This window comes from Polynucleobacter sp. MG-Unter2-18, from assembly GCF_018687675.1.
Lineage (GTDB): Bacteria > Pseudomonadota > Gammaproteobacteria > Burkholderiales > Burkholderiaceae > Polynucleobacter.
In genome coordinates this window covers 1945968-1968941 of record NZ_CP061302.1, presented here as the reverse complement: position 1 = coordinate 1968941, position 22974 = coordinate 1945968, and the positions used below count along the sequence as shown (strand labels likewise).

Below are 22974 nucleotides of genomic sequence, written 5' to 3'. Positions count from 1 at the left end.
GGGTTACTGATAGAGTAGTTGAAGCGGTTGATCATAGTAAGCCTAATGAATTTATGGCGGCCATGACTATTGCCTGTCAAGCATTTGGACAAACGAATCTAACAATTTATAACGCCATGGCTGAGCAACATCATCAATTTATGGACAGCTTCTTTCAGCTAATGGATAAAGGGCATCAGCAGATTTATAAAGATGCCAGTCAGATATAAAAAAGTTGTCAGGACAGTTTTAGTTCTTATGGGGTACGACATACTAAAACTCATCTCTTACAGCAATTCGTCCATGAGTATCAAGATCGGTCTCATCAACTTCTAAGCGATCATCTTCAATGACTGTTGCACCCTCCAGGTGCTCTATGTATTCTCTAATCGCGTAATAAGGGGCGATATGAACATGATTATCATCTTGATGATCCCAAACTTTGTAACGAAAGACGGTTAACTTCATTTAATGTAGTCCTAAATTAATTAAGCGAATAATCTAAGGTGATAATCTGTGCGGTGACTTGCAAAAGCATTGGCCACTTGTTTGAGCAATCAGGACGGTCCATACCGCCATCCCCTCAAAGCTAGGCCAAACTGCTGAAATGGAAACATCGATAGCCAATTGCGCTTGGCAACAATCATTTGTTCTTTGAAAAATGTCGCCGGTGTGGGCGGCTCTAGTTGTAAGTTCGCCTCTGAATCACCCATCATATTGCGAGGTACTAAGCCATGTTTTTGGCATAGTTTCTTAATGGGCCTATTCCAACTGATGCAATGCATGAAAAGATCTTGATAGTAGCGATTGCGAGCCCATGTGATAGCTTCATCCATCATAGTATCGGCAATACCTTGCTTGCGATATTTGGGGCTCACAATGACACCAAACTCAACTTCAGTCCCGCGCGAAGCAATATGAATGGTACCCGCCCACTTGCCATCGATCTTTGCGACTAAAAAATGGTTATTTTTAGGATCGCCTGCAAACTGTTTGACTAGGTTATCAATGGATTTCTTACGCATTGAATGACCAAAGTAGTCATGAAGAGTTTGTGGATCTTGGGCTTTTAACCAAGATCCATATTTTGAATACTGATCACTAGAGAGAAACTCGGTCGTTAGCATTTATTCACTCAAAAGAGCTCATGAACCCAGACGGTGATTGTTATAACGGTTGGCGTAGGCTTGGCGAGTCTCAACCCACGCTAAAGCCGCTTTAATGAACAGTCGTTTTAGTTTTCCCATGATTTATAGCCCCCTAGAAGTGTTGAAGCTGTAGAGGTAGTCACGAGTAAGCTCCTCTACTTGCTGATGGCTATTAGGGTTGCGGCTATTGATGTACTGCTCTAAATCGTTGCATTTGGTCTGGTTACCAAAGACTTGATTTAAGAGACTCAATAATTTTGTCATTTAAGGCTCCTTTAGTTAAAAAATACTAGGGTTACTACCTACACAGTATGAGCCTTCTTAATGAATATTGCATGACAGCAAAATAACTATTTAGATTAAAAGATCGTAAGTTAATGACTAAAATAACTATTTGTCGTCAATTGGTCATAAAACTCCAATATCACCTCAGAAAGGAGCAAAGTTAGATCAATCGGCGATAAAAATGAGTCATAAATTAAAATAACTACTCAATTCAACAAAAAAGACATCACGATGAGCGTATTAAAAGAAGTTCTAGGGAAATTAAGACAGACTGGCGTTGTTGGCTTGGAAGATTTTAGAAGTTTGAAGATGAAAGATCTTGAAGTGCTCACTGAGGAAATCAAACAGTGGTGTCTTTATGGCAACGGCAAACCCGAGAAGTTGGGTAAGAAACATAAAGAGCATTAAGAGCTTGGAGGCGGAAACCTAGAATCGAACTAGGGTGTTGAGATTTGCAATCTCATACATTACCACTCTGCCATTCCGCCACAAAGAAAAAGCCACCTCTTGGATGGCTCTGTAACAGAAGATCAGGTTTTACGTATTAAGGCAAATAATGAAGGTGGAAGCTATTAAAGCGGCGCACGATAGGGTGAGATACATGCCTACACCTGGAGCATACAAAATAATGTTTCTACTCATCGCTTCCCCTAAATTGCTTATGGGCTTTTATAGGCTCATCAAAATCCAATAAGAAATTATTTTTACGTCTCCGCAGATGTCTGATGATAAGTCGATCTTTTAAGTGATTCACTGGGTCTAATTTTCTACTGAATTTTTTGAGCTCATACGGCTCAGCATTGTTTTCGTTAAGTGGCATGGTCAATCTCCTTGGTGAATGATTGAAAGTGTTGAGTTCCAAGGAAACTGTCCTTGGGGGATTCATTTAACAGCTGCCACATGAACTTTCAATGGCACTTTTGTGACAAAAATTAGCTTTAATTTGGTGCAACGCCATAAAAGCTATCGGTTAATTAGCTTGGCGGGTGAGTAATAATTTACAAGACAGAAATTCCCAGTGCTTAATAATTTATTCATCTAAAGAGACTGACATATTGCTTTTTATAGAATGGAGGGTATGCAATTAAAAGTAATTGATATCTTCCTAGCTAAAACAGTTCTTGACGATGATGTAATTGGACTTACGCCACTAAAGGTGGGTCAATACCCAATTAGGGCAATTGAAGATGAACAATATGAGGTTGCTAAATCTAGCGTGACAGTTTGCCATCTCACAAGTCATGAATTAGAGCAAATCATCAAGTCCAAAGCCGCTGTCATTATTAATGAGTAATGTCCTTTAAAAGGACGAATCAATTATTCATCCCTGCGACAGTCGATGTCGTTTAAAACGACAGTCTTAGGGTAGGACTAGATAAAATAAGATCATGTTAAGCATAGAAGAGCTCCATCGCCTTGCCTGTGAAAATAGACAAGATACCTATATTGATCCAGCTTCAGGATATTTGGTTCTTACTAGTCAAGCCCATTTAAAGCGGGGTACATGCTGTGGTAACCGCTGTCGTCATTGTCCCTTTGAATACATCAATGTACCAAAGGGGGATTGATAAGCTAACAGGCTTTAAACCCAGCGTTTACCCAAGCAACTTACATAAAGGTAAACCCCTATCAACTATTTCTCGACAATCAAAAAATCTAGTAGCAAACTAAATTTCAGTTTGCAGAGATTACTTGATTGGAAACGCTCCCGTCTAGAGGCTGCCAATGCTTGTGGGTCTGCGGATAACCATTTTGGGCTGGTGAACCATTAGATTCTTTATCACCAAGCATCACCAAAACCACTCGAGGGTGGTTTTTTCATTTGCCATGCAGTTTTAGGCCTTTCAATAAGGCTGCCTAGAGCAAGGCCCCTATTTTTATTGAAGAATATTAACAAAAGGTCTATTCTGATCCGACATAAAGACAGGAGATGAATAATGATTAAAAAAGCTGCTCTATTAATTGGCACTGTATCCATTTTGTCGTTGGTGGCTTGTCAGTCCATGGAACATGGTACTGGTCAAAAAGCATCGGCTACCCTGGATTCCCGTTCAGGCTCAAATACAAAAGGAACGGTTAATTTTGTATGGCAAGGCCATGATGTGCTGGTTACAGGAAATTTTTCTGGTTTGAAACCAAATGCTGAACAAGGGTTTCATGTTCATGAAAAAGGGGATTGTTCCTCGCCAGATGCCACTAGCGCAGGCGGGCATTTCAACCCAGACACAAAATCACATGGTATGCCAGGAAGTGGCTCAAGTCATGCTGGCGATATGCCAAATATAAAATCAGATGCGAATGGTAATGCGGTTTATTCGGCAAAGTTAAGTGGATTTGCTGTTAATAATGGACCGACTGGAATATTAGGAAGATCCGTTGTTGTTCATCGCGATCCTGATGACTATAAATCTCAACCAGCTGGAAATTCAGGACCAAGAATCGCATGTGGCTTGATTAAGTAGGATTGACATCCTCGGCCTTGGTTCGATTCCGCCCCGGGCCACCAAGAATCTCAATAGCCCACTTGTTGGGCTATTTTCTTTTATGGCTTGGCAGGGTTTGACGCCATTAGTCTCGGATATCCCCATCAAGAACTGTCCTTTAAAAGGACACGTCAATTATTCATCCCTGCGTCAGTCGATGTCGTTTAAAACGACAAATATTGTGAAAGGATCTATATTGATGCTAGTTACTTTATGAGGCTTTGGATGAATAAATTAAATATCCTCTTTTTAAGCGTTTTCTTGCTACTTCCAATTTCAGCAAGCGCCCAGCTTCTCGACGCAATCCGTGGTCACGCACAAGATATTAAGTCACGTTTTGAAGACAATCAAAAAGTTGAAGGCGAAATCCTCAAGCGAGGACAAATTGATAAAAACGCTAAGGGACAAGATTTGATCCACAACTCTTCTGGTGAGTGGTCGTTAGTTAAAGTTGGTAATCAATTGTTTTTACAATCCAGTGATGACTTTAAGTCTAGTCCTGGGCCGGACTATCACATCTATATCAGTAGCAAGCCTGCCATTAAAGATAATGATGAGTTTAGCTCTCAACAGATTGAAGTCAGTCGCATTAAAAAGCCCAATGGCGCCGCATTCTATCTTTTAAAAACACAAAATTCAGAAGATATAAACAGCATGCTGATTTGGTGTAAACAATTTAAAGAGTACATCGGATCGGCTGATTTACGCCCAGCAAAGTAAGTAAATTTGACCCGGCCACCAAGAAACACCAAAACCACCTTCGGGTGTTTTTTTTATTTTGGGATGTCAGGAATTTACTTGTTAAAAAAGTATAGAATTCTTGGAAATTGAGGATTTATAGACAGTAAGCCAAACGTGAACAAGTTTTCTATTCTTTGCATTGTGGTGTTTTTGATTTCCTGTGCGAGTCAACCTCCGCCACTAGACTCAGCGCCTATGAGCGTTAGCATTACAGGCGATAAGTACTGGACTTTAGATTTTTTCTATTTTCATAAGGGTAAGCAAACCCATACAAAAGCATTTGAGTTTGTGAATAGAAGAGATTGTTTTGAAACAATGTATCAAATGCAGGTAGACGCAAAAAAGCTCGCAAATCAAAGTGGTTCGGGAATATGTAGTAAAAGATTCTTAGAGGGTCAAAAAAGAACTCAGGACGATGTTCTGGGTTATAGATAGACGGCATACTCTTGAGGGATTCATGTCCTCGGTCCTGGCCGATTCCGCCCCGGGCAACCAAGAAATACCAAAACCACCTTGGGTGGTTTTTTCATTTATACGGGATTTACTCCTCCAATAGACTTCTTAGCATCCAGGCAGTTTTCTCATGGATATCTTGTCGTTGAGTCAGAAGATCTGCTGAGGGTTGATCATTTGCTTTATCAACCAAGGGAAAAAGTTTACGAGCAGTTTTTGCTGTAGCTTCTTGAGCCTTAACAAGATGCCTCACCATATCCATTGCCTTTGGCACCCCTTCAACTTCTTTGATTGAGGTCAGTTTTGAGAACTCTTTATAAGTGCCAGGTGCTGGCTCCCCGAGTGCTCTGATGCGCTCTGCGATTAAATCGAGCGCCGCCCACTGCTCCGTATATTGAGCCATGAACATCGTGTGAAGGGTGTTGAACATCTGGCCCTTCACATTCCAATGGAAGTTATGTGTCATCAAATATAAGGAGTAGCTGTCAGCTAAAAGCTCTGATAGTCCTTTGGCAATGGCTTTTCGATCTTTTTCGTTAATGCCAATATCTATTTTTGTGCTCATTTGATACCTCTGCTTTTTAGTTGCATTTTTTTGTGAACTTATCTGACTATCATGCGCCATTTTGTGTCCAAAAGATATGATGTTGTTAAGCTGCTTGTTATGCTATTTTTTTTAGCTTTACAGGGATATAAGCCATTAGTCTTGGCTATCCCCGGCATAAAATGTCCCTTAAAAAGACGAGTCAATTATTCACCCCTGCGTAAGTCGATATTGTTTAAAACGACAATTCTTAGAGCAAATCAATTCCAAAGTTTTTCATCAGCAAAGCGAATAAGCCAAAAAAGATAACTGTCGCCATTACGCATGTCCCCATAGCCATCCAAAACCCCAGCCTTGGAAGTAAATATGGGAACAGCAGAAACATTGGCAATGTTGGAATCACATACCAGAAGGTGTAATAAGCGTGATTAGCTATCTTCTCTTCGGGTTGGTTTTCTACATACAGCCATACAAGTGTTAGAAGAGTCATTAATGGCAATGCCGCAATAAAGCCGCCTAACCTATCACTGCGTTTAGCTGCCTCAGAGATGAACACAACCATTCCTGCTGTTAGGAGATACTTAGTAATAATCCAAGCCATAGATGCCTTAAATTTTTTGCTTGCCCCATTATAGGAATGTCGTTTAAAACGACAAATCTAGCAAATGGGCATAAAATGGAATTATGAGAAGGATATGTGTCGCTCTTTGCTTTAGTCTGTTCGCCAGCTTGATTCATGCGGCAGTGATGCCCATTGATTTATCGGCACATCAGCCTCAGCATCAAGTTGCCGTTACTGATAACTCAGACCATCATTGTGATGAGCTGGTGAGCAACTCTCAAGATACAAATACCAATCAACCTTGCCATGCCGACAGTTATCAGTGCTGTTTAGGTTTAGTCGTTATTCCAATATTGAGTATTGAGTTATCGATAGCCTCAACCCAAGCTCCGCCTTCAACAGGCTCATTATTGGTTCTCCAGCCAATGATCAACTTTATCTATAAACCTCCAAAAGCCTAAGCTAATTTTGTAATGCAAGTTAGTTTGATTTGTGACACTCAGTCACGCCTTTATTTTGGAGAAACACAATGAACATGACCCACTACATGGAGTTATTGGCTGTTAATCAGCCTTGGAATTTAATTATCTTTATGGCCATCCCAATCATCTTGGCAGAGACTTTAGCTATCACTGAGCTATATCTACTCTTTACTCGCAAGTTCGATGGTGCTGTTTATTACCTCAATCGCTTTTCTGGGATTGCTGTGGGCGTTTATTTTGTTGGAATCATTTACTACATTGTGACTAACGCCATTATTCCCATTACACAGGCAGGCGAGTGGAGAACAGTGATTGATGTAATCGCTGTTAGTACTTATGTCATCGCAGGATTGCCGCTGATCTGGATTGCCCTACAAGAGTTTGGTTTAGTTAATCGAGCGCTAGATCAAATGGGTAAGTTAAAGATTCATGCGATATGCGTTGCCTTGTTCTTGGTATTTGGACACATCGCCATGATCGCCGGCATGCTTGATCCAAGTATTCTGGGATACAAAAGCGCTAACCCTCATCAAATGGGTGGCAACTCGGATCATGAGTTTTGCCATCCTGATGGGCATGGCGACATGATGAAACAACATCAGAAAATGATCGACGGTCAGATGCCAATGAATAATAAGGGCCATAATCACTAATGCCTTAAAGATCAGGCATCCTCAGCCCTAGTTGATTCCACCTCGGGCCACGAAGAAATACCAAAACCACCTTCGGGTGGTTTTCTCATTTGCGGATCTGCTATAAATTGATTAATTATCAATGGAGCCGATATGACGCAATCTTCACGCCGTAATTTTTTAAAAACTTCCGCTGTTGGTGCTGTGGCCATTAGTAGTGCTTCAGGAGTCATGGCTGATGCAGCTAAAGCGCAGTCAACGCACCCAAAGTCAAATATTCAAATTAAGGCCGATGAAATATCTAATAAATTATTTGCCGATGATGGCTTGTCATTGCCAATAGCGACCAAACCAACGGTTTCAAAATTAGCAAAAGGCCTCGATCGAACAATGGTGCTCGGTGGCGGCGGAGAATATTACATTGCTTGGTATTGCGGATTCTTTCATGGCCTTATTGAGGCCGGGCTAGATATGACCCAACTTCCTGAAATGGTAGTGGGCACCTCTGCTGGATCTTATATGGGCTCATCACTACTCTCGGGCGAATTTACACGCCTACGAACCGAGTTTGATTTCTTTGGGAAGTTCCCCGATATTTTTGCCAAGATTGCACCTTTAACTAAGCCCAATATAAGTCAGATGAGGGCTGACCTAATTAATATGAGTGCAACCGATGGGAGCATAGAGACGCGCAAAATAATCGGCAATGCGGCTTTAGCGGCTAACAATAAATTAAACGGCGATCACGTTGAAAGACTAGTTGCATTATTAACAGGCGATAGTAAAAAAGATTGGCCTACAGGTCGGATGTTCACAACAGGTATTGATTGCTATACAGGCGAACGCATTGTTGTAGGGCAACAAGTTGCTAGAAAAAATGGCATTCCCTTGGCGCATGGTGCAGCAGCAAGTAGCTCCTTGCCAGGGGTAGCAGGACCAACATTATTGGGCCAACGTTACGTTATGGATGGGGGAATTTGCTCAAATCCAGCCCATGTGGATTTGGTTGCTGGCTCAAAAAGAGCTCTGGTCATTACCTTGACTGATGGGGTGACGGGTGCAATTCTCACTACCATTCCTCATCCCGTTGCTCAAAATATTGAAGACATTAAGGCGACCGGTACAAAAGTAAAGTGGATAGTTGCCGGCACCCCTAAGGGTGTTGACTTGCTTGACCCAAAACAAATTGCTGGTGCTTTGCGTAACGGCTACGATCGATCAAAAATTGAGGCGCCAAAAATAAAAGAATTCTGGGCATAGAGTTAGGATCTTTGGTTTTAGTCATTGCCGGCTTGCGCCACCTTCGGGTGGCTTTTTCATGTGCGGGTTTCCTTGAATGTTTTACTAATAGAGTAGAGTTTCATAGTCAGCAAATCTGCTCACCTATATAACTCTGGGGTTATGAAATGAAATGGCTATTTAGTATTTGTGCCTTAGCTTGTTTTAACTTTGCGACAGCCCAAACAATAACCCCTATTCTCATAGAGGCCGATGTTGGTAGGGAGTCTGGAGTTTTTTCAAAATCTCCGGTTGTTCAAAGAGCAATTCTTCTGAAACCCTCAATACCATCAGATACAGCATTACTTTTTTATCGCGGCTGGTCTGGTATTGCCAATATCAAGACAGAACATGATTGGAAAAGAAACTTAAATTACTTACAAAATAATACTGATCTGTTTGCTCAAGCAGGTATAGCCATTGTTGTGATGGATTGCCCAAGCGATGAAAATAAAATAGCCCCAGGCAACACTCCACTAGCTTGTAATGATGATTATCGATCTTCCACAAAGCATGCCGACGATGTTAGAAAAATAATGGCCGTCTTAAAGGAAAAATATGGAATTACTAAGTTTTTTGTCATGGGCCATAGCTATGGAACTATCTCATCAAAATGGCTCGCTAAAAATTTAGGAAATGAAATTCAGGGAAGCATTCATTCAGCAGCCATGACGCATGCAAATTCTCGAAATCGAGCATATGGATACTCTGTAGAGTCATTTGATATGGGTGCATTAAAGGCATCCGCACTAAATGTTCATCACCAAGATGACCAATGCGTTCATACTCCTTACGCAACAGTGGCAGCATATTCAAAGAATAATCTAGTAACAGTAAAAGGTGGTGAAGGTACGGGAGATGTTTGTGGTGGAACTCACCTGCATTCAATGGGCGGCAGGGAAGAGGCTACCTCAAGGGCGGTCATTCAGTGGATAAAAACGGGTCAAATTCAATTCATTGTTGGGGAATAGGTTCCAGATCCGGCATCCTCGGCCCTTTTCAATTCCACCTCGGGTCACCAAGAAGCACTAAAACGACCTTCGAATGGCTTTTTCATTTGGGCCAGCGAATGAGACTCCGTTAATTAGGATGGCGCCCTTATTAATAGATTTCGTGTAAAGCAAAAGACATAAATTAGAGTTAAAGTACAAAATCAACTAACAAAGGGGTAAACATGAATCGAATCAAAAGTCTATTGGCTGCCTTAGTCGCCACAGCTACTCTTGCCGCTTGTGCTTCAATGACTGGCGTGGCATTAGCACCATTTACTAAAGCTAACGATGGCGTAATGGCCGGCAATAATAATATGACCCTATATACCTACAGCAAGGATGCGCGAGGTTCGGGTAAGTCGGTTTGTAATGGTATGTGCGCAACGAACTGGCCGCCACTATTAGTTGAAGGAAGCCCTGCAGTCTCTAGCGGCTATTCAGTTATTACCCGTGATGATGGCAAAAAGCAGTTAGCCTTCAATGGCATGCCATTGTATTTCTATGCTAAAGATGCCAAGCCCGGTGATAAGATTGGTGATGGTCGCTCAGAAGGTGCGTGGCAGATTATCAAGATGTGATTAATAAGGATTTGACATCTTAGGCCCTTTGGTCGATTCCGCCATGGGCCACTAAGAGATAAGAAAACCACCTTCGGGTGGTTTTCTTATCTGCGGACTGAAGATATTTTTTTAAACGACAATAGAAATTCATAATAAAAAATATAGGACAAATTATGTACAAGTTAATTGCCTTTGACGCCTATGGAACATTGTTCGACGTTTACTCCATGGGTCAGTTGGCTGAAGAATTATTTCCAGGGCATGGCCAAGCACTTGCTTTGATGTGGCGCGATCGTCAAATTGAGTACACCCGCTTAGTGACGATGAGCGACCCCAACCCAAATGGGAGCAAGTACTATCTCCCATTTTGGGAGCTAACCATTCGTTCATTGCGTTATGTTTGCAAGCGGATGAATTTGAATCTCACACCAGAATATGAAAAGCAACTGATGGATCAATATGCCAAGCTAACTGGTTTTGAAGATAGCTTGAGTGTTCTTAAGACCATTAAAGAAAAAGCTATTTCTACGGCTATATTGTCTAACGGCAGCAAAGATATGCTCGCTACTGTAGTGGACAGTAACGGCCTGAAGCCTTATTTAGATAAAGTGGTGACAGTAGAAGACATCCATTTATTTAAAACTGCTCCGCAAGCCTATGAGCTTCTTTTAAAAGCATTTCCAATTAAAAAAGAAGAGGTTCTTTTTGTATCGAGTAATGCTTGGGATGCGCTAGCTGCCAAGTGGTTCGGTTTTGATGTATTTTGGGTCAATCGCCTAGGTCACCCCTTTGAAGAAATTGGTGAGAGACCAAATTATGAAGGTAGCTACTTAACCAAAGTCTTGGAAGTAATTTAATCTTCGGATGCCGAGCCATAATCTTTTGCGATGGCATTCGTAAGCGGATCACTTTAATACTGCTAAATTACCAGCATGAAGCAGCTCCTTTACTTTTTTCTGATTGCATCGTGCGGCATTGCCTTGGCGCAAGAGTCATCCAATGCATATGACTTAAAAGTAGCGGTCACGAGAGCCGGCGATCGCTTTCAGGTGAATGCAAGTTATGAGGTACCGATCACTATATGTGAAGCTTTTGCTTTCATTACTGACTATGAGGGCGCTAAAAATCTACCCGGAGTGGTCGACTCAAAAGTGCTTTCTAGATCTGGCAATAAAGTGAAGGTCGCTCGTTCACTTGAGGAAAGAATTCTATTCATTCCATTTGAGATGCGTTCTGAGTTGGAGTATGTAGAGATCCCCAACAGAGCATTACTTTTTGAGCAATTAAGTGGAGATACAAAGTATTACAAGGGAAGTTGGCGACTATTTTCTGAAAAGGAGTTTACTGCCTTTAAGTACGACGCCAAAATTGAGCCGAATTCTTTAGTGCCATCAGTAGTGATTGAATTCTTCATTAAAAATATATTACGTCGACAGTTTGAGTCAATGGCCGAGGCCGCATTACTTAAGAGGTCGGTGCCGCCAAAGACTTGTAGATAGATCCTGACTTAGTAGGCTAAGATTACATTTATGACAAATCTCAATCAATTACCTGGTGACCTACCTATCCCTCAAGATGATGGAGCCGCCGATCACTTAGTGGGCATGCGCTTGCCAGCCATCTCACTAGAAACAACGACCCATAGCCAATTTAATCTCGGTCAGACTCAGGGGCGTATCGTGATTTACTGTTACCCAATGACAGGTCAGCCCAATGTTCCATTGCCAGATGGATGGGACCAAATTCCGGGAGCAAGGGGATGTACCCCACAAAGCTGCTCATTTAGGGATTACTATCAAGATCTTCGGTTACTTGGTGCCGATGTTGTAGGACTGAGTGTGCAATCTACTGAATATCAACAAGAAATGGCGGATCGTTTGCATTTGCCATTCCCAGTGCTAAGTGATGCAGATTATCGATTTCAGCAAGCTTTGCGCTTGCCCACCTTTGTTGCGGCTGGAATGACCTTATTAAAGCGCATCACCCTGATAGCAAATGATGGTGTGATCGAGGCTGTTCACTACCCCATCTTTCCAAGCGACAGTGATCCGGCTTGGGTGATTGACTATTTAAAAAATAAAGCTGCTTAATTGTTTTTGGGTAAATGCATTTTTACCCGCTAGACAAACATGCAGCCTGAAAACGCAGATTCTTACGGTCAATTGAGGCCATAGAGAGCGCTCTCAGAAATAAAATGTTGCTTTGCAGCAAAATTTCCTTGCTAAGCCTCAAATATGCCATTAATATGGTGCAGTGCAACAAATAACCAATTAATGGAAAAATCATGTTCAAAAATCAATTTGCAGAAAACCAAACTAAATCCGTAGAAAGTGCACGTGCCCTGGGCCAAACGGCACTTGAAAATGCTCAAGAGTTAGCGGAAATCAATTACCAAGCTGCTCAACAGGCTGTTGCAAATGCACAAGCTAAGGCAGCTGAGTTAATGAAAGGCAAAGATGCAAAAGCAGCATTAGACCTTCTGCAAAGCCCAGAAGTACAAGAGGCTGTTGCTGAAGTTGCTGATTATCAGAAAAAAGTTGCTGCAGTATTGCGCCGCGGTAATCAAGAATTAGTTGAGGCTGTAGAGGCTGCTATCGATCAATCGCAGGATGACCTAAAGAGCTTTGTTGCTGCTGCTACATCAAAGGCGCCTGCTGGGTCAGAGGCTTATGTCAGCGCCTTTACATCTGCATTCAATACGACAATGCAAAACTTTGACCAAGTACGTTCAAGCACTCAAGATGCTTTTGCCAACTTTGAAAAAAGTGTAGAAACTGCAATGAAGGGTGCGCAGGGTCAATTTAGTCAGACTCCTAAAGCGGCAAAAAGTCGTACTAAGTAATTGGTATATCGCAGTCAGATAAAAAGCCCCGTATAAGCGGGGTTTTTTATTGGCATCATTGCCCAGCTGGATGAGAAAAATGCCGGGGTTAAAAAGTATTACCCTGATGGTATTGTTAGATTCAATTCTTGATAAGATCATTCAATCAAATAAAACTTGAAAACACTATGAGACTTGAACGCATCCTTTCTATCCTCTTGATTGGCCTACTTCTTCTAGGTGGATGCTCTAAAGAAGAGCCATCTAATCTCATTAAGGTTGCCGTATCGCCCGCGATCCCGCCAATGCTCTTTGAAAAAGATGGGAAATATTCAGGCATAGATTTAGAAATATTTGAGGGCTACTGCAAGTCACGAGGCTGTACATTTAAGGTAACTGCCTATGACTGGCTTGGAATGCTGGGGGCGGTGACTAGTGGCCAGGCTGATGTCGCATTTTCAGGAATCTCTATTACAGACAAGCGCAAAGAAGTAATGGATTTTTCCAATCCATATTTCACAAGCACTTGGCAGTTGATTGGTTTAAAAAACCGTGACATCAAAATAACGGACTTATCACAGCTAAGTAAATACACTATTGCCTATCCAACAGGAAGCGTATTTGATGATTATGTGAAAAATGTATTACAGCCAAAAGGCTATTACTCACTTGAGCAGATAAAGCTATTCCCATCGCCAACCGAAGCCTTGATTGCATTACAAAATGGAAGCGTAGATTTGGTATTTGTTGATAACGTGATGCTGGTTAATTACCAAAAAACCCTAAATCTCCCGGTTAGTAGTAGCTACCAAGTTGTTGGGTTTGATAATCTCGGGTTTGCTTTCAAAAAAGATTCTAAGCTGCGCGATGACTTTAACCTGTACCTTGCTGAGCTCGGACCAGAAAAGTTAAAAGCCATTATTAATCGCTGGACACAATAAATTGAAGTGGTTCGCATAGATTAGGTTAAAGTGTTTCTGAGGTCGATTATTTCAATAATTTATAAGGAAAAACATGTCCCATCATGACAAGCTAATGGCTGCTTTTGAGGTGTACCAGTCAGAGAATGAAAAGTTTCACGGAAAAGGGGTTAAAGCTTCTGCAGCGAGAGCCCGTAAAGCTTTGCAAGAGATAGCTGGTTCGTGTAAAGAGCGCCGTAAAGAAATTACCGCCGAGAAAGAAGCCCTTGAAGGAAAGCCAAAGGGTGAGGGCATGTCACAAGATGCTGCTCGCCACGCCCATATTAGAAAGTAAATCTTCTTTAAAAATACAAAAAGCCACCTATGGGTGACTTTTTGCTTAGAGATCAACGCCATCCAGGCTAATACCTTCAAGGTGGCGAGTATCGGCCCATTTCTCGATTGACCAGCCATCATCTGGCTGATGTGTAATCCAATTTAACGAGGCATTTGGCACTGAGGCAACCCGCTCAGTACTCAAATCTTGCTTGCTAGCAATTCGATACATCATATCGAGAGTGCCGCCATGACTAACAAGCAAAATTGTTTTGCCTGAATGCTGTTCTTGTATTTTGTCTAAAGTAGCATGAACGCGCAATGCAAATTGCTGAATACTCTCACCGCCTTCGAGCTCATGCTCTAAGTCACGAGTAATATGCGCTTGCCAAATCATAGGCTGTAGTAATGGAGCCTCTTGAATCGTGAGCCCCTGAAGTGCGCCAAAGTGGCGCTCTCGTAAAGCGCTATCCACCCTTGCCTCTACGCCAAACAACTCAACAATAGCATTTGCAGTGTCGGCTGCTCTTTTAAGGTCGCTGGTATATAAAACATCGAACAAGAGTTTTGAGTTTTTAATGCCCTGCGCCATTTGGCGAGCCTGCAGGACGCCTTTTTCATTCAGGGGGATGTCGGTATGTCCTTGAAGGCGTCTTTCAGCATTCCAGTTGGTTTCACCATGGCGAATGAGGCAGAGTTTTGTGGTCGACATATTGCAATATTTAGTTTAATTATTTTTTCATGATCCAAGCACGAGGATTGTGCTCAAAGCCCAAATGCTCATAGTAGGTATTTGCTTTTGGAGCTGCAAGCAACACAATCATGCAGCCAGGCTTTAAGCGCTCCTGAGTTTCTTCAATGAGTCGCTTTCCTATTCCCTGTCGCTGGTAATGTTCATCTACTGCAAGGTCAGCCAAATATGCCACATAGGCGAAGTCTGTCAGGCTACGGCTGATCCCAATTAGTTTTTCACTATCCCATGCGGAAATGGTGAGATTTGCATTGGCAAGCATCGCCGCAAAGGTTTCAATACTATCGATTGGGCGGCGCTCACCGAGATTGGATCGGATATAGAGGTCAATCGCCTGTTCAGGACTAATACTTGCGTGCTCGGTATAGGTAATCATTTTTTTTGGTCTGATGAGTATGTGAGCGAATCCCCATTGCTAATAGTCCCAGAGTCTAGCGCTTCCGCTCTGAGACCGCCCCTATTCTCAAAAGCGTTCATGAAGTTTGGTCTTTTCAGTAAATTGGCCGGTCGCTGACAAGGCTCGCATAATTCAGTGCCTTTAAATGCGAGACCTCCTAAATAGAAAATCTGTCCAACTAGATCATTTAGCTCACTCTCAGAAATTCCCTGAATCACAAGATTTCTTCTGGTATCGCCCTCGCCAAATAAAGCTTGCTGTTTAGTGCGCAATTGGTCATTAGCGTTTTCTATGGCTGAGAGGGCAATGAGGGAAACATGGCGTATTTTTGGCTTAGTTTTAGAGAATGCACCTAGACCTAGTGCATAGCGATCTCCCACAATTCCCTCTTCGGCAATAATTTCAGCTCGCGCAAGCTGCATCATCAAATCACCTGCTCTAGCTGCAATATAAATGGAGTGAATTTGGGGAAATGCTTTCATAGTGACAGCATATTACATAAGAAAAAGCCCCGGTAATTTCGGGGCTTAGTACTTATACTGCGACTGCTGTTGCAGTGGGCGCCGCGACCGGAGGGCGCTTATTAAGAGCCCTCTGTATCTTTGCCTTTTCTTTAGGCTTGGTGCTGGATTCGAGCAATTTATTGAGTTGAGTAACAGTAAGTGGCCCCAATTTAGCCTTGCCAGTTTTGCTCACCATGGGGTCGTTTTTTCTATTTCTTTGATTTTGGCCAACAGCCATATATTTTCCTAGAGTCTTGGAATGATGAACCTCTGAGCTTGCTCAGCAGACTCCCCTAAGTAGGGCGCAGAATAGTGATCACAAATCAGAATAACAGCTAAGCAGTCAAGGCGCTATGATTAGATCCTGATGAATATTCCTAATCTTATTTTTGCCGCCATTATGGGTGGGCTCATGTCAATAAGCATTACTTTGGCCACCACTTTGGTACGGGTAGGTTTTGCACAGGATTTCTTTTGGGTGTGGCTGGAGGTTTGGGCGGTTGCTTACCCAGTGGCGATGATTTGTATTTTGATCTATCGCCCATTTGCTAGCAAGCTCACTGCCAGTTTGGTCAAGATGCTGGAGCGATGAGTAGGCGAATGTCTTTATTGAAAAAGAGAATTTTTATGACCCATTTCAAATATATTGTATTGCTCAGCATAGTTGGCTTAAGTGCTTGCGCCGCGGTTTATACCGACGCATCAGATTCGAATCATGTGACCTTTCTAATTAGTGACGGCGAATCTATTGCCTCACTTACACCAAAGGCCAATGCGTATTGCGCACAATATGGCAAGACTGCATCGTTTAGAAAAAACGATACTCAGTTACTTGCGGTATTTGATTGCAATTGGCCGCAATCGAGCCCACGCTAGATTTAGCCAGCGAGGTCTGATTGATAGATCAGACCTGCATGTTCTCTTAGGGCATGGAACTGAATAGATTCCCAGCGCTGTTGAGCAACATCTAGTTCAGATTTATGGCTAGCTAAAAATACGGAAGCACCCACTACATCCTCTGCCATACGGTGAATATTTTCTAGTATGAATTTCTTGAGTGCTATAGGATCTTCTGAGCTTACCCAGCGAGCCAGGTTATAGCGTGCCGGTAGTAGGCGCACTTCCGCCCCGTATTCCGTTTGTAGGCGATGGCTTACTACTTCGAACTGCAGCTGTCCAAATGCCCCAAGCAACATGGTGCCACCAGTCATAGGGCGAAATACTTGAATCGCGCCCTCTTCGCCAAGCTGCATTAGGCCCGTGCGTAATTGCTTGGAGCGCAATGGATCTGCAGACTCGACCATACGGAAAATTTCTGGGGCGAAAAATGGTAAGCCTGTAAATTGCAATTGCTCGCCCTCGGTGAGCGTATCGCCCAATCGAAGTAGGCCATGATTTGGCAATCCAATAATATCTCCGGGGAAAGCTTCATCCAAGATATCGCGTCGTTGCGATAAGAAAGATAGCGCATTATTAGTACGCACTTCTTTACCGTTACGACAAATCTTCAATTTCATGCCACGCTGAAAATGCCCCGAGCAAATACGCAAGAATGCAACGCGATCTCGATGTGCTGGATCCATGTTTGCTTGAATCTTAAACACCACTGCAGAGAATTTATTCTCTGCTGGACTAACTTCGCGTTGTAATGCTTTGCGTGATCCCGGTGATGGTGCAAGTTCAACTAGGGTGTTGAGAATTTCACGTACACCAAAATTATTAATTGCTGAACCAAAGAATACCGGTGACTGACGACCTGCTAAAAAGGCTTCTCGATCAAAGGCAGGCATCGCATTTTTAATTAAATCTACTTCAGCAAGCGCATTTTCAAGATCAGTGCCGAGGCGCTCTTTTAGGGCGGGATCATTAATATCAACGATTGCATGAGAATCCTCGGTAACGCGATCCTCGCCCGCCTTGAACATGCGCATTTGAGAGTTAGCAATATCAATCACGCCGGCGAAGGATTTACCCATGCCTACTGGCCAAGTAAAAGGAACTACTTCAATACCTAGTGCAGTTTCAATCTCATCCATGAGTTCCATGGGTGGCTTTACTTCGCGATCCATTTTATTGATGAAAGTCACAATGGGCGTATTGCGCGCACGACAGACTTCAAGCAAACGTAAGGTCTGTGATTCAACACCATTTGCGGCATCAATCACCATGAGTGCAGAATCTACTGCAGTCAATACGCGATAAGTGTCTTCAGAGAAGTCTTGGTGACCCGGGGTATCGAGAAGATTAATAATGCAATCACGATATTCCATTTGCATTACAGAGCTGGCCACAGAAATGCCGCGCTGTTTCTCAATTTCCATCCAGTCTGAGGTCGCATGTCGGCTAGCCTTGCGGGCTTTTACGCTACCCGCAATCTGAATCGCCCCCGCGTATAGCAAGAGTTTTTCAGTAAGCGTGGTCTTGCCAGCATCTGGGTGGGAGATGATGGCAAAGCTACGGCGCCTTAAAACTTCTGCGCCGGGAGTGCTGGAGGTGATGGTATCGATGGTAATTCTGCGCTTAATCTAATTGACAGAATTATAGACGGGCAGAGCTTCTTAGAATTGCTCTTCGGGCCTTACAAAGCGCCATTTCCCAGGGGGTAGGGCGCCCAGAGAAATTCGACCCATACGCACGCGCTTGAGACCTAAAACCCTGAGGCCAACCAATTCACACATACGACGAATTTGACGCTTGCGGCCCTCGCGTAGAACAAAGCGTAGTTGATCTTCGTTCTGCCAGCTGACTTGAGCTGGCTTCAAAACGACACCATCCAATTCCAGGCCATGTTTTAGGCGATCTAAATCTTCAAAAGAGAGTGCGCCTTCAACTCGGACTAAGTACTCTTTTTCGATGGGGCTATTTTCGCCAATGAGGAGTTTTGCGACGCGACCATCTTGAGTTAAGACCAGCATGCCAGTGGAGTCAATATCAAGGCGACCGGCAGGCGCTAAGCCGCGGGTATTAAAGCGTGGATTACGACCCTTGTCTAAGGGGCTTGCAAAGTAATTCTCGGGAGTGATGAGCGAGGCTGCGGGTTGATACTCTTGCTCGTCATCGTAGTGAGAGATGAAGCCGACTGGCTTATTCAAAATAACTGTAATACGCGATGCCTGTTGTGCTTTGGCGCCAGACTGGAGCTCAATCTTCTGATGGCGAAAAGCTCGAGAGCCTAACTCATTGACCACTTCACCATCAACAGTAACCAAGCCTTGCTCAATATAGGAGTCTGCCTCACGTCGTGAGCAAAGACCTAGTTCAGATAGTAGCTTAGATACACGTATTTTTTCTTCCATGATTATATTATCGGGCAATTGCCCCAGTAAAGACTAGGTTCTGACAATATGAACGCTGCAAGGGGCCTCTTCAACAATCTTTGTCATCGAGGTTCGCCAAGGCGTTATTTTGTTTGCTGGCTTATGGGATGCTCCAATCAGGATTAGCGAGGCATCGTTGTCTTTGGCAAACTCTACGATCCGACTTGCTGGATCAAGCGCTTCTAGGACGTGATACGAAATTCGCTCTGGCGGTAATTTCAAAGGCTTTGCCCATTCCATCAGCTGTACAAGGTGTCCTCGCACAATACCGCTCGCAGTCTCACTTTCTTGATTACCCTCAAAAGTTGGAGTGCTCGCAATCGTACTAATACAAACAAGTCTACTTTCGGGGTAGGCCTGAAGTAAGTTCTTTGCAGTTGTTTGCATGCGTACACGCAAGTCCTCATCAGATTGGCGTGTATCAATCGCCGCAATCATTAGAGGCGCATCATCATTGCCAATGCTGGGGCGAGGACTAAGTGATGGCTCGTAACCCGCCGCGCGGAACATGCGCTTGAGGTTCTCCCAAAAGCTCAGGGGATCCACTCGATCAGCGCGCTCAGTTAGGGTGACGCTCTCATGATCGCGTAAGACTTGACGTAAACGAGTAGCGCTCTGATAGCGATCTGCTGCACGAGGCTCTAGACAGCGCAAAACAACTTCTTGTAGCCAGCGGGGGATTTCTTTTCGAATGGCACGCGGAGGAAATGCTTGCGCCCACATTCTGTTCCGTAAGCCGCTCAGCGACTGAGGGTTACCAAAGGGAAGTTCACCCGTGAGTAACTCATACAAGATGACGCCGATAGAAAAAATATCGCTACGGTAGTCTGAGCGAATGCCGATCACTTGCTCCGGAGCAATGTAGGGTGCCGAGCCAACCCCCTTGCGCATCTCTTCTGCGAGCAAGTCTGGAAAGCGCGCATGATGCGATAAGCCAAAGTCAATTAATGTGATCTTGCCATGATCATCAATCAGAATATTATCGGGCTTGATATCTAAATGAATAGCATCTTGTGCATGTAGCGATTGCACCGCTTGCGCTAAATCAGCGCCAATCTTCACCACCTCATCGATGGTAAAAACTTTACCTTCTTTAATAAAGTCCTCAAGCGGTCTTCCTGTCACGCGCTCCATTGCAATATAAGGTCGTGTTGCCATGTTCCCGGAGCCGAGATACTTGGGGACGTAAGGGCTCTTCAGTGAGCGCAGGATAGTGAGCTCAGTCTCAAAGCCAATGAGGCTTTCAACAGGTTGATCACGACCTACCCGAGGAATCTTCAAGAGAATGGGGACATCGATTCCTTCTTTGCTGGCGGAATAAAGGCTGGCCATACCGCCGCGATGTACCTCTGCTCCCAATCGAAATCCATCAACTACTTTGCCTTCTTGGAAAATCTCATCAACTGCTTTAATGTCAGTATTAATCGACATGGTTAAATTATTTACCGGTGATGAGGCGATTGGCTAGGTCTTCTGGCAACCCTGCACGACGCACTTTTTCAGCTGCCGTAAATTGATCGTATGGAGTCCGATGAAAGGTAAGCACTTCTAATGCTGGTTCAAACACAGCAAAGCAGGCTTCTGGATTTCCATCTCGTGGCTGACCAAGTGATCCAACCACGCTAACCCACTGACGATGATGCATTACTGGAATGCCATCTCCAGGATGTGGCGTAAAACGAATCAACTTACCAACAGCGCTTTGATAGAAAAGTGCTTGCTCATGAGCATGGCCGACAAAGGTATATGTCTTTCCTGAGCTTTGTAGACAACGCCAGGCACTCATGCTGTCGGTAATGTAATTCCAGTCAGCAGGATTGTGGGCTGATGCGTGAACAAAACACATCGCTTCCTCTTGAACTATTAGCGGTAATTCTTTTAGAAATCGAATTTGCTGAGAGCTGAGCTGAGCCTTAGTCCATTCTATTGCTGCATTTGCGCTTGCATTCATTTGCCTGCTGCGGTCTTCAAAGATTGCCTGATCATGATTTCCCAAAACAGCAATTGCTTTTTTATTGGCGACCATTTCACCAATACGATCAATCACAATACCGGGGTCGGCGTTATAACCAACAATATCACCCAAGAAAACCATGCGAGTAACACCTAGTTCTTCAGCTCGCTCCATGCAGGCCTCAAAAGCCTCTAAATTGCTATGTAGATCAGCGAATAAGCCAATGCGTTCAGTCATTTGGTAATGATAGGACAAAAGTAGTTCTAGCAGAAGCGCTAATAGGGGCTCGCTTCATTATGCGGCCTGTTTTTGAAGCGCTTATGAACCCAATAGTATTCGGCTGGTCTGAGCCTAATTTCTTTTTCAAAAATGGTGTTGAGCCGGGCTGTATCAGCTTCAGGATTTTCGGTTGGGAAATTTTCAAGGGGTTTGCTAATAGTGCAAATATAGCCAGCCTCATCTTTTTTCAGAGTAGTAACCATCATGCAGACTTGTGCCCCTGTGATTTTGGCTAGACGCGATACAGCTGTGATCGTATTGGTTTGAATATTAAAGAAGGGTACGAAGGCGGAGTCTTTAAGTCCTAAATCAATATCGGGAGCAATAATGATGAAGCTTCCTTTGCGGATTTCTCGAATGAGCTCAAGCGAGTTTCCTTGGCGATCAATTGAATTTCCACCGAAACGATTGCGCCATTCAACAATTTTTTTGTTGAAGAAAGGGCTTTTCATTCTTTGAAAAAAGCCAGAGGTGCGTGGCCAACCCTTTTCCTTGGCAAGTGCACTCAAAATAATGCTGCCTTCAATACCAATAAAATGCATATTTACTAAAATACGAGGCTGCCTATCATTTAGATCAACCTCCGAGCGAACCTCAATCATGTCGGCAAGCTGTTTTTTGCTGCCCAGCCAAATAATGCTTTTTTCAACCAAGCTACGACCCAGTAGTCGCCAATGTTGCCTTCTAAGTTGGTCAACTTCTGTTGCGCTTAGCTCGGGGAAACAGAGTTCCAAGTTTTTTTGAACTACGCGATTACGATCATTGGGAATGTTAGCTGCCAGATAGCCTAAGCCATAGCCAATAGAGACCAAAGTCTTATAGGGAAGCGAAACCAGAAATCTTAGAAGTGCTACCCCAGAATAGTTTGAAAAGTTTTTAAACAAAACTCAATTTATTCAGTGTCATAGCGAGATAAAGATTTAGCGTAGCGAAGATTCATTTCTTCGGTAGAGCTAATGGACATGCCTAAATCATTGACTAGGCCGGTCTCCAGACGGTAAGTCCATCCATGTACTGTGAGCTCTTGTCCTCTAGCCCATGCATCCTGAACAATAGTAGTTTCACAAACATTGACTACTTGCTCAATAACATTGAGCTCGCATAAGCGATCTTGACGTTTTGGAGATGGAATCATTTCACCGAGATAGCGCTCATGTTTTTGATGTACATCCTTCACATGACGCAGCCAATTGTCAGCAAGGCCAACCCGTTTATCGGTTAGGGCGGCATGTACGCCTGAGCAACCGTAATGCCCTACTACTAGAATATGCTTGACCTTCAATAGGTCGATGGCAAACTGAATCACGGATAAGCAGTTCAGGTCAGTATGAACCACCACGTTGGCAACATTGCGATGTACAAAAAGTTCGCCGGGCAGAAGATTCACAATGTCATTTGCGGGTACGCGACTGTCTGAGCAGCCAATCCATAAATATTCGGGCGCCTGCTGTGAAACTAGGCGCTTAAAAAAATTAGCATCTTTGGCGACCATGGCTTCTGCCCATTCGCGATTATTGGCAAATAGCTGGTCTAAGGCGTTGGAGTTCTTCATAATCATGGTTTAAGTTTAAAGTACTT

34 protein-coding genes and 1 tRNA gene are annotated in these 22974 nt (G+C 43.4%); 19 read left to right on the top strand and 16 right to left on the bottom strand.

Going from position 1 to position 22974, the window contains the following annotated elements:
- The first annotated feature begins 53 nt into the window (after positions 1–53).
- The gene (locus C2759_RS10335) at positions 54–209 is read left to right on the top strand and encodes a hypothetical protein (protein WP_215355257.1); all 156 of its coding nucleotides are present in this window, start codon (positions 54–56) and stop codon (positions 207–209) included.
- Between the two features lie 43 nt (positions 210–252).
- On the opposite strand, the gene C2759_RS10330 is transcribed toward C2759_RS10335, so the two are convergent.
- The 3 genes from C2759_RS10330 to C2759_RS10320 form a co-directional block, all read right to left on the bottom strand.
- On the bottom strand, positions 253–447 hold the full coding sequence (locus C2759_RS10330) for a hypothetical protein (protein ID WP_215282798.1): 195 nt from the start codon (positions 445–447) through the stop codon (positions 253–255).
- Positions 448–536: 89 nt separating this feature from the next.
- Entirely contained in the window at positions 537–1106 is a 570-nt protein-coding gene (locus tag C2759_RS10325; RefSeq protein WP_215355255.1) for a GNAT family N-acetyltransferase, read from the bottom strand.
- A gap of 123 nt (positions 1107–1229) precedes the next feature.
- Complete coding sequence (locus C2759_RS10320; protein ID WP_215307275.1) at positions 1230–1391, bottom strand: hypothetical protein; 162 nt, start codon at positions 1389–1391, stop codon at positions 1230–1232.
- 252 nt (positions 1392–1643) lie between these two features.
- On the opposite strand from C2759_RS10320, the gene C2759_RS10315 reads away from it, so the two are divergent.
- The gene (locus C2759_RS10315; protein ID WP_215355253.1) at positions 1644–1820 is read left to right on the top strand and encodes a hypothetical protein; all 177 of its coding nucleotides are present in this window, start codon (positions 1644–1646) and stop codon (positions 1818–1820) included.
- Positions 1821–1825: 5 nt separating this feature from the next.
- Here the strand turns inward: C2759_RS10315 and C2759_RS10310 are convergent.
- Positions 1826–1900: transfer RNA gene (locus C2759_RS10310), tRNA-Cys, on the bottom strand.
- Between the two features lie 590 nt (positions 1901–2490).
- Between C2759_RS10310 and C2759_RS10305 the strand changes: the two genes are divergently transcribed.
- The 4 genes from C2759_RS10305 (at position 2491) to C2759_RS10290 (ending at position 4615) form a co-directional block, all read left to right on the top strand.
- Positions 2491–2706, top strand: coding sequence for a hypothetical protein (locus C2759_RS10305; RefSeq protein ID WP_215355251.1), 216 nt, complete (start codon positions 2491–2493; stop codon positions 2704–2706).
- Between the two features lie 94 nt (positions 2707–2800).
- Positions 2801–2980 (top strand): DUF5522 domain-containing protein, encoded by a 180-nt coding sequence (locus tag C2759_RS10650; protein ID WP_215355249.1) that lies wholly within the window; start codon positions 2801–2803, stop codon positions 2978–2980.
- A 369-nt stretch (positions 2981–3349) separates the two neighbouring features.
- Positions 3350–3874, top strand: coding sequence for a superoxide dismutase family protein (locus C2759_RS10295; protein WP_215355247.1), 525 nt, complete (start codon positions 3350–3352; stop codon positions 3872–3874).
- A gap of 246 nt (positions 3875–4120) precedes the next feature.
- On the top strand, positions 4121–4615 hold the full coding sequence (locus C2759_RS10290; protein ID WP_215355245.1) for a DM13 domain-containing protein: 495 nt from the start codon (positions 4121–4123) through the stop codon (positions 4613–4615).
- Between the two features lie 562 nt (positions 4616–5177).
- On the opposite strand, the gene C2759_RS10285 is transcribed toward C2759_RS10290, so the two are convergent.
- Together C2759_RS10285 and C2759_RS10280 are read right to left on the bottom strand one after the other, a co-directional pair.
- Positions 5178–5654, bottom strand: coding sequence for a Dps family protein (locus tag C2759_RS10285; protein ID WP_215355243.1), 477 nt, complete (start codon positions 5652–5654; stop codon positions 5178–5180).
- Between the two features lie 229 nt (positions 5655–5883).
- Positions 5884–6234, bottom strand: a complete 351-nt coding sequence (locus C2759_RS10280; protein ID WP_215355241.1) for a DUF3147 family protein — start codon at positions 6232–6234, stop codon at positions 5884–5886.
- An 83-nt stretch (positions 6235–6317) separates the two neighbouring features.
- Here C2759_RS10280 and C2759_RS10275 point away from each other — a divergent pair, with 83 nt between their 5' ends.
- The 11 genes from C2759_RS10275 (at position 6318) to C2759_RS10225 (ending at position 14214) form a co-directional block, all read left to right on the top strand.
- Entirely contained in the window at positions 6318–6656 is a 339-nt protein-coding gene (locus C2759_RS10275) for a hypothetical protein (RefSeq protein ID WP_215355239.1), read from the top strand.
- A gap of 68 nt (positions 6657–6724) precedes the next feature.
- On the top strand, positions 6725–7330 hold the full coding sequence (locus C2759_RS10270) for a DUF6803 family protein (RefSeq protein WP_215355237.1): 606 nt from the start codon (positions 6725–6727) through the stop codon (positions 7328–7330).
- A gap of 132 nt (positions 7331–7462) precedes the next feature.
- A complete protein-coding gene (locus C2759_RS10265; protein ID WP_215356770.1) occupies positions 7463–8569 on the top strand; it encodes a patatin-like phospholipase family protein in 1107 nt (368 codons plus the stop codon).
- A 146-nt stretch (positions 8570–8715) separates the two neighbouring features.
- Complete coding sequence (locus C2759_RS10260; protein WP_215355235.1) at positions 8716–9558, top strand: alpha/beta fold hydrolase; 843 nt, start codon at positions 8716–8718, stop codon at positions 9556–9558.
- A 203-nt stretch (positions 9559–9761) separates the two neighbouring features.
- On the top strand, positions 9762–10157 hold the full coding sequence (locus C2759_RS10255; RefSeq protein ID WP_215355233.1) for a hypothetical protein: 396 nt from the start codon (positions 9762–9764) through the stop codon (positions 10155–10157).
- A 155-nt stretch (positions 10158–10312) separates the two neighbouring features.
- Positions 10313–10996 carry a haloacid dehalogenase type II gene (locus C2759_RS10250; protein WP_215355231.1) on the top strand — a complete coding sequence of 228 codons (684 nt, stop codon included), beginning with the start codon at positions 10313–10315 and terminating at the stop codon, positions 10994–10996.
- A 75-nt stretch (positions 10997–11071) separates the two neighbouring features.
- A complete protein-coding gene (locus C2759_RS10245; protein WP_215355229.1) occupies positions 11072–11638 on the top strand; it encodes an SRPBCC family protein in 567 nt (188 codons plus the stop codon).
- Positions 11639–11668: 30 nt separating this feature from the next.
- Complete coding sequence (locus tag C2759_RS10240) at positions 11669–12229, top strand: peroxiredoxin (RefSeq protein WP_215355227.1); 561 nt, start codon at positions 11669–11671, stop codon at positions 12227–12229.
- A gap of 194 nt (positions 12230–12423) precedes the next feature.
- Positions 12424–12981, top strand: a complete 558-nt coding sequence (locus tag C2759_RS10235) for a phasin family protein (protein WP_215355225.1) — start codon at positions 12424–12426, stop codon at positions 12979–12981.
- A 167-nt stretch (positions 12982–13148) separates the two neighbouring features.
- On the top strand, positions 13149–13901 hold the full coding sequence (locus C2759_RS10230) for a transporter substrate-binding domain-containing protein (protein WP_215355222.1): 753 nt from the start codon (positions 13149–13151) through the stop codon (positions 13899–13901).
- 73 nt (positions 13902–13974) lie between these two features.
- A complete protein-coding gene (locus tag C2759_RS10225; RefSeq protein ID WP_215308617.1) occupies positions 13975–14214 on the top strand; it encodes a hypothetical protein in 240 nt (79 codons plus the stop codon).
- A 45-nt stretch (positions 14215–14259) separates the two neighbouring features.
- Here C2759_RS10225 and C2759_RS10220 read toward each other — a convergent pair whose 3' ends face one another.
- The 4 genes from C2759_RS10220 to C2759_RS10205 are packed head-to-tail and all read right to left on the bottom strand — an operon-like array spanning position 14260 to position 16084.
- Positions 14260–14907, bottom strand: coding sequence for a histidine phosphatase family protein (locus tag C2759_RS10220; RefSeq protein WP_215355220.1), 648 nt, complete (start codon positions 14905–14907; stop codon positions 14260–14262).
- Positions 14908–14926: 19 nt separating this feature from the next.
- On the bottom strand, positions 14927–15322 hold the full coding sequence (locus C2759_RS10215) for a GNAT family N-acetyltransferase (protein WP_215355218.1): 396 nt from the start codon (positions 15320–15322) through the stop codon (positions 14927–14929).
- Positions 15319–15825, bottom strand: coding sequence for an MOSC domain-containing protein (locus C2759_RS10210; RefSeq protein ID WP_251366967.1), 507 nt, complete (start codon positions 15823–15825; stop codon positions 15319–15321). The genes C2759_RS10215 and C2759_RS10210 overlap by 4 nt, the downstream gene beginning before the upstream one ends.
- Before the next feature lie 52 nt (positions 15826–15877).
- Positions 15878–16084, bottom strand: coding sequence for a hypothetical protein (locus tag C2759_RS10205; protein WP_215355216.1), 207 nt, complete (start codon positions 16082–16084; stop codon positions 15878–15880).
- Between the two features lie 129 nt (positions 16085–16213).
- Between C2759_RS10205 and C2759_RS10200 the strand changes: the two genes are divergently transcribed.
- The gene (locus tag C2759_RS10200) at positions 16214–16438 is read left to right on the top strand and encodes a DUF2798 domain-containing protein (RefSeq protein ID WP_371816909.1); all 225 of its coding nucleotides are present in this window, start codon (positions 16214–16216) and stop codon (positions 16436–16438) included.
- 35 nt (positions 16439–16473) lie between these two features.
- A complete protein-coding gene (locus tag C2759_RS10195) occupies positions 16474–16722 on the top strand; it encodes a hypothetical protein (RefSeq protein ID WP_215355215.1) in 249 nt (82 codons plus the stop codon).
- Between the two features lie 2 nt (positions 16723–16724).
- On the opposite strand, the gene C2759_RS10190 is transcribed toward C2759_RS10195, so the two are convergent.
- From C2759_RS10190 to can, 6 genes are read right to left on the bottom strand one after another with little or no spacing between them, the layout of a single operon-like run.
- Complete coding sequence (locus tag C2759_RS10190) at positions 16725–18344, bottom strand: peptide chain release factor 3 (protein WP_371816924.1); 1620 nt, start codon at positions 18342–18344, stop codon at positions 16725–16727.
- A gap of 60 nt (positions 18345–18404) precedes the next feature.
- Positions 18405–19142, bottom strand: a complete 738-nt coding sequence (locus tag C2759_RS10185) for a pseudouridine synthase (protein ID WP_215355213.1) — start codon at positions 19140–19142, stop codon at positions 18405–18407.
- Positions 19143–19175: 33 nt separating this feature from the next.
- On the bottom strand, positions 19176–20594 hold the full coding sequence (locus tag C2759_RS10180; protein ID WP_215355211.1) for a protein kinase: 1419 nt from the start codon (positions 20592–20594) through the stop codon (positions 19176–19178).
- A gap of 7 nt (positions 20595–20601) precedes the next feature.
- The gene (locus C2759_RS10175; protein WP_215355210.1) at positions 20602–21354 is read right to left on the bottom strand and encodes a metallophosphoesterase; all 753 of its coding nucleotides are present in this window, start codon (positions 21352–21354) and stop codon (positions 20602–20604) included.
- Between the two features lie 38 nt (positions 21355–21392).
- On the bottom strand, positions 21393–22280 hold the full coding sequence (locus tag C2759_RS10170) for a lipid A biosynthesis acyltransferase (RefSeq protein ID WP_215355208.1): 888 nt from the start codon (positions 22278–22280) through the stop codon (positions 21393–21395).
- Between the two features lie 8 nt (positions 22281–22288).
- A complete protein-coding gene (gene can, locus C2759_RS10165; protein ID WP_215355206.1) occupies positions 22289–22954 on the bottom strand; it encodes a carbonate dehydratase in 666 nt (221 codons plus the stop codon).
- Positions 22955–22974: the final 20 nt, after the last annotated feature.

Excerpts from the sequence above, each read along its gene's own strand:
- C2759_RS10245 (WP_215355229.1), top strand. The coding sequence starts at position 11,072 with ATGAAGCAGCTCCTTTACTTTTTTCTGATTGCATCGTGCGGCATTGCC.
- C2759_RS10205 (WP_215355216.1), bottom strand. The coding sequence starts at position 16,084 with ATGGCTGTTGGCCAAAATCAAAGAAATAGAAAAAACGACCCCATGGTG.
- C2759_RS10200 (WP_371816909.1), top strand. The coding sequence starts at position 16,214 with ATGAATATTCCTAATCTTATTTTTGCCGCCATTATGGGTGGGCTCATG.
- C2759_RS10175 (WP_215355210.1), bottom strand. The coding sequence starts at position 21,354 with ATGACTGAACGCATTGGCTTATTCGCTGATCTACATAGCAATTTAGAG.
- C2759_RS10265 (WP_215356770.1), top strand. The coding sequence starts at position 7,463 with ATGACGCAATCTTCACGCCGTAATTTTTTAAAAACTTCCGCTGTTGGT.
- C2759_RS10330 (WP_215282798.1), bottom strand. The coding sequence starts at position 447 with ATGAAGTTAACCGTCTTTCGTTACAAAGTTTGGGATCATCAAGATGAT.
- C2759_RS10235 (WP_215355225.1), top strand. The coding sequence starts at position 12,424 with ATGTTCAAAAATCAATTTGCAGAAAACCAAACTAAATCCGTAGAAAGT.
- C2759_RS10210 (WP_251366967.1), bottom strand. The coding sequence starts at position 15,825 with ATGAAAGCATTTCCCCAAATTCACTCCATTTATATTGCAGCTAGAGCA.
- C2759_RS10220 (WP_215355220.1), bottom strand. The coding sequence starts at position 14,907 with ATGTCGACCACAAAACTCTGCCTCATTCGCCATGGTGAAACCAACTGG.
- C2759_RS10230 (WP_215355222.1), top strand. The coding sequence starts at position 13,149 with ATGAGACTTGAACGCATCCTTTCTATCCTCTTGATTGGCCTACTTCTT.
- C2759_RS10240 (WP_215355227.1), top strand. The coding sequence starts at position 11,669 with ATGACAAATCTCAATCAATTACCTGGTGACCTACCTATCCCTCAAGAT.
- C2759_RS10270 (WP_215355237.1), top strand. The coding sequence starts at position 6,725 with ATGAACATGACCCACTACATGGAGTTATTGGCTGTTAATCAGCCTTGG.
- C2759_RS10295 (WP_215355247.1), top strand. The coding sequence starts at position 3,350 with ATGATTAAAAAAGCTGCTCTATTAATTGGCACTGTATCCATTTTGTCG.
- C2759_RS10275 (WP_215355239.1), top strand. The coding sequence starts at position 6,318 with ATGAGAAGGATATGTGTCGCTCTTTGCTTTAGTCTGTTCGCCAGCTTG.
- C2759_RS10305 (WP_215355251.1), top strand. The coding sequence starts at position 2,491 with ATGCAATTAAAAGTAATTGATATCTTCCTAGCTAAAACAGTTCTTGAC.
- C2759_RS10335 (WP_215355257.1), top strand. The coding sequence starts at position 54 with ATGGCGGCCATGACTATTGCCTGTCAAGCATTTGGACAAACGAATCTA.
- C2759_RS10320 (WP_215307275.1), bottom strand. The coding sequence starts at position 1,391 with ATGACAAAATTATTGAGTCTCTTAAATCAAGTCTTTGGTAACCAGACC.
- C2759_RS10225 (WP_215308617.1), top strand. The coding sequence starts at position 13,975 with ATGTCCCATCATGACAAGCTAATGGCTGCTTTTGAGGTGTACCAGTCA.
- C2759_RS10250 (WP_215355231.1), top strand. The coding sequence starts at position 10,313 with ATGTACAAGTTAATTGCCTTTGACGCCTATGGAACATTGTTCGACGTT.
- C2759_RS10280 (WP_215355241.1), bottom strand. The coding sequence starts at position 6,234 with ATGGCTTGGATTATTACTAAGTATCTCCTAACAGCAGGAATGGTTGTG.
- C2759_RS10325 (WP_215355255.1), bottom strand. The coding sequence starts at position 1,106 with ATGCTAACGACCGAGTTTCTCTCTAGTGATCAGTATTCAAAATATGGA.
- C2759_RS10260 (WP_215355235.1), top strand. The coding sequence starts at position 8,716 with ATGAAATGGCTATTTAGTATTTGTGCCTTAGCTTGTTTTAACTTTGCG.
- can (WP_215355206.1), bottom strand. The coding sequence starts at position 22,954 with ATGATTATGAAGAACTCCAACGCCTTAGACCAGCTATTTGCCAATAAT.
- C2759_RS10290 (WP_215355245.1), top strand. The coding sequence starts at position 4,121 with ATGAATAAATTAAATATCCTCTTTTTAAGCGTTTTCTTGCTACTTCCA.
- C2759_RS10255 (WP_215355233.1), top strand. The coding sequence starts at position 9,762 with ATGAATCGAATCAAAAGTCTATTGGCTGCCTTAGTCGCCACAGCTACT.
- C2759_RS10195 (WP_215355215.1), top strand. The coding sequence starts at position 16,474 with ATGACCCATTTCAAATATATTGTATTGCTCAGCATAGTTGGCTTAAGT.
- C2759_RS10180 (WP_215355211.1), bottom strand. The coding sequence starts at position 20,594 with ATGTCGATTAATACTGACATTAAAGCAGTTGATGAGATTTTCCAAGAA.
- C2759_RS10285 (WP_215355243.1), bottom strand. The coding sequence starts at position 5,654 with ATGAGCACAAAAATAGATATTGGCATTAACGAAAAAGATCGAAAAGCC.
- C2759_RS10650 (WP_215355249.1), top strand. The coding sequence starts at position 2,801 with ATGTTAAGCATAGAAGAGCTCCATCGCCTTGCCTGTGAAAATAGACAA.
- C2759_RS10315 (WP_215355253.1), top strand. The coding sequence starts at position 1,644 with ATGAGCGTATTAAAAGAAGTTCTAGGGAAATTAAGACAGACTGGCGTT.
- C2759_RS10185 (WP_215355213.1), bottom strand. The coding sequence starts at position 19,142 with ATGGAAGAAAAAATACGTGTATCTAAGCTACTATCTGAACTAGGTCTT.
- C2759_RS10215 (WP_215355218.1), bottom strand. The coding sequence starts at position 15,322 with ATGATTACCTATACCGAGCACGCAAGTATTAGTCCTGAACAGGCGATT.